Source organism: Stenotrophomonas sp. 05L44_2, from assembly GCF_056665995.1.
Genome location: NZ_JBFTNR010000636.1, coordinates 1 through 2,432, shown reverse-complemented (window position 1 = coordinate 2,432; position 2,432 = coordinate 1). Strand labels below are relative to the sequence as shown.

At 66.0% G+C, this 2,432-nt stretch carries 3 protein-coding genes and 1 pseudogene; all 4 read left to right on the top strand.

What is annotated here, in order from left to right:
• Positions 1–159: 159 nt before the first annotated feature.
• Entirely contained in the window at positions 160–375 is a 216-nt protein-coding gene (locus AC1VAN_RS18550; RefSeq protein ID WP_025879033.1) for a hypothetical protein, read from the top strand.
• Positions 363–662, top strand: a complete 300-nt coding sequence (locus AC1VAN_RS18545; protein WP_025879032.1) for a hypothetical protein — start codon at positions 363–365, stop codon at positions 660–662. Before AC1VAN_RS18550 ends, AC1VAN_RS18545 begins: the two co-directional genes overlap by 13 nt.
• A gap of 77 nt (positions 663–739) precedes the next feature.
• Positions 740–1,804, top strand: a complete 1,065-nt coding sequence (locus AC1VAN_RS18540; RefSeq protein WP_032976692.1) for an alpha/beta hydrolase — start codon at positions 740–742, stop codon at positions 1,802–1,804.
• A gap of 312 nt (positions 1,805–2,116) precedes the next feature.
• A pseudogene (locus AC1VAN_RS18535) lies at positions 2,117–2,432 on the top strand (MBL fold metallo-hydrolase); the annotation flags it as partial.

Sequence of the window (2,432 nt, the reverse complement as noted above, 5' to 3'; positions counted from 1 at the left end):
GTGCTGCGGCACGCTGGCTGGATTCGTTCCTGAAGGTGCAGCAGGACGAGGCGTTCGTTTTCGTGTGTGCCAAGCGGGTCGAGGAAATCGCGTCGGCGGGTCGCAGTCTGGAGTGACATCGCGCAGGCGTATGCTCGAACTCCAATGGGAGCGAGCGTCATGTCTTTTCAGATCAACCTCTATGACAGGGACGGACGCGGGCTTCGCCTTCCCGATGGATGGTGGATCGACCTGCACACCGATCCCCCCGCGCTGGTCAACGGCGCTGTCCGCATCGATCTGCCGGCGTCCGCGCGCAACGAGCATCCTGATCTGCAACCGGACGTCCTGAACCATCTCCGCCGCCGTATTGAAGGTGCGCAATGGCTAACCTGACCTACCATCCGCCGCTGGGCGTGCGCTGGCTGACGTTCCGCCTGCGCAACGGTCAATCCATCGGCCCGGAGAAGCTGCGGGCCGTGTGGTCCGATGCCGCAGAAACCAACAACTGTTCGGTGCGCCGCGAGCACGTAGAAGGCGCCGGCTTCGTCTATGCGCTGTACGCACCGAGCGGGCTGTGCGTTCCGCGCCGGGCGGAACTGCGCATGCGGCTGTTGCTGGAAGAAGCGGGCTACGCGTTTTCGATGGGCGTGCTTACCGGCAGCCATCCTGCCTACGGTTGAGCGCAGGGCGATCTGATCGGCCCGGAGGTTGCTAGACTGCGCGCCCCGCGCGTTGCCGCAATCACGGAAGATTCCCCATGCCGAAGCTGTCTGCTCTTGCTGTTTTCCTGGCGCTCGCTGTCTGCGCGCCAACCGCACACGCCGAGGAACAGGACAGCGCCTCGACCATCGCGTTCAAGTCGATCAGCCCGGTGCTGAATGCCCTGATCAATGCCGACGATGCGCAGGACCTGATGGAGCGGGCCGAGGAAGACGACGCCACGCTGCTGCAGTCGCTGGCGCTCTATCTGGCCGCAACCCGCGAAGACCCCACGTTGGCGCAGGCGCCGTACCACGCAGCGGCATTGTTCGCACGCCGCGGTGACGATGCGCTGGCCGAGCGCTATCTGCGCCAAGCCGATGAGCGTGGCATGTGGTTCGCGCCCGCGCTGGCCGACAACGATGACTTCGAGCACCTGCGCGGAACGCCATTCTTCAAGCAGGTGCTGGCCAATACACAGGCACGCTACGCGAAGGTATCGGTGGGCAAGGTGGGCGCCATCTCGGTGCTGCCCCCTTCGAAGGGGGTTGCGATGCCGGCCTGTGCGCCGGTGCTGGTGTGGCTGCACGGCTACGGCATCAACGGCCACCTGGACAGCAGCGAGCAGCCGCTGGCCGATGCTGGTGTGGTGTTGCTGGGCATCAACGGTACGGAGATGCGCGAGTCGTTCGACAGCTTCAGCTGGACCGGCCCGTATGAGGGCACGCACAAGGTGGTGCAGGCGGGGCTTGAGCAACTGGCCGCGCGCCAGTGCATCGACCGCAAGCAGGTGTACCTGATGGGCTTCTCGCAGGGCTCGCAGCATGCCGGCGCGCTGCTGGCGCAGCATCCGGATGACTATGCCGGCGCATTGCTGGTGTCGCCGGGTGGCTGGCGCCAGCCGGTGCCCACGCAGAGCAGCGCGCACGGCAAGCGGGTGTTCGTCATCAACGGCGAGCAGGAAGGGCCGGCGAACCAGAAGATGAGCGCGGATTTCCGCGCCCTTTTCAGCGATGGCAACGAGCTCCGGTCGCGTACCCATGAGGGTGGCCATTTCTATCCGGACGACTGGAAGACCTCGTTCCCACAGGCCATCCGCTGGCTGATGGGCAAGGGCGGCTGAGCGAAGCCCACCGGGTGGCAGGCGGTGGGCGGGAACCACGTCGCCCACTGCTTCCCAAAAGGCAACGCCACGAGCCCGCCTGCGGGTCTACTGCGCACCGCCTGCGTTGCCTACGCTGATCCCACACGGCCCTTGCCGTGCTCCGGGGCCACGACAGCTCGTGGATCCCGTCTTCAATCGAACCAGCGGCGCTGTGCTGCAGGGCATTGCTGCCCGGCAACGCCATGCCCTGCGCCGTGCGAAGGCGTACCCCGGAACTGTCCGCCGGCCCTGCTTCACTGCCTGCCAGCCAACCTTCGTGGAGATCGCCTCATGTTCAGCCTGGAAAACACCATTGCCCCTGCCGCGCCCGCGCTCGACGAGCTTGTTCCCTCGCGCTACGCCCTGAAAGTCGGTGATATCGATGTGCTGGTGGTCAGCGACGGCGTGCTGCCGCTGCCGACGCAGATGCTCGGCCACAACGTGCAGGCGTCCGAGCGCGCCGAATGGTTCGACGAGATGTACCTGCCACAGGATGCGTTCGACTGGGCGTTGAACGTGATGGTGGTGCACAGTGGTGAGCGCACCATCCTGATCGACGCCGGCCTGGGCATGGACCCGGACCTGCAGCTGCCGCGCGCCGGCCAGC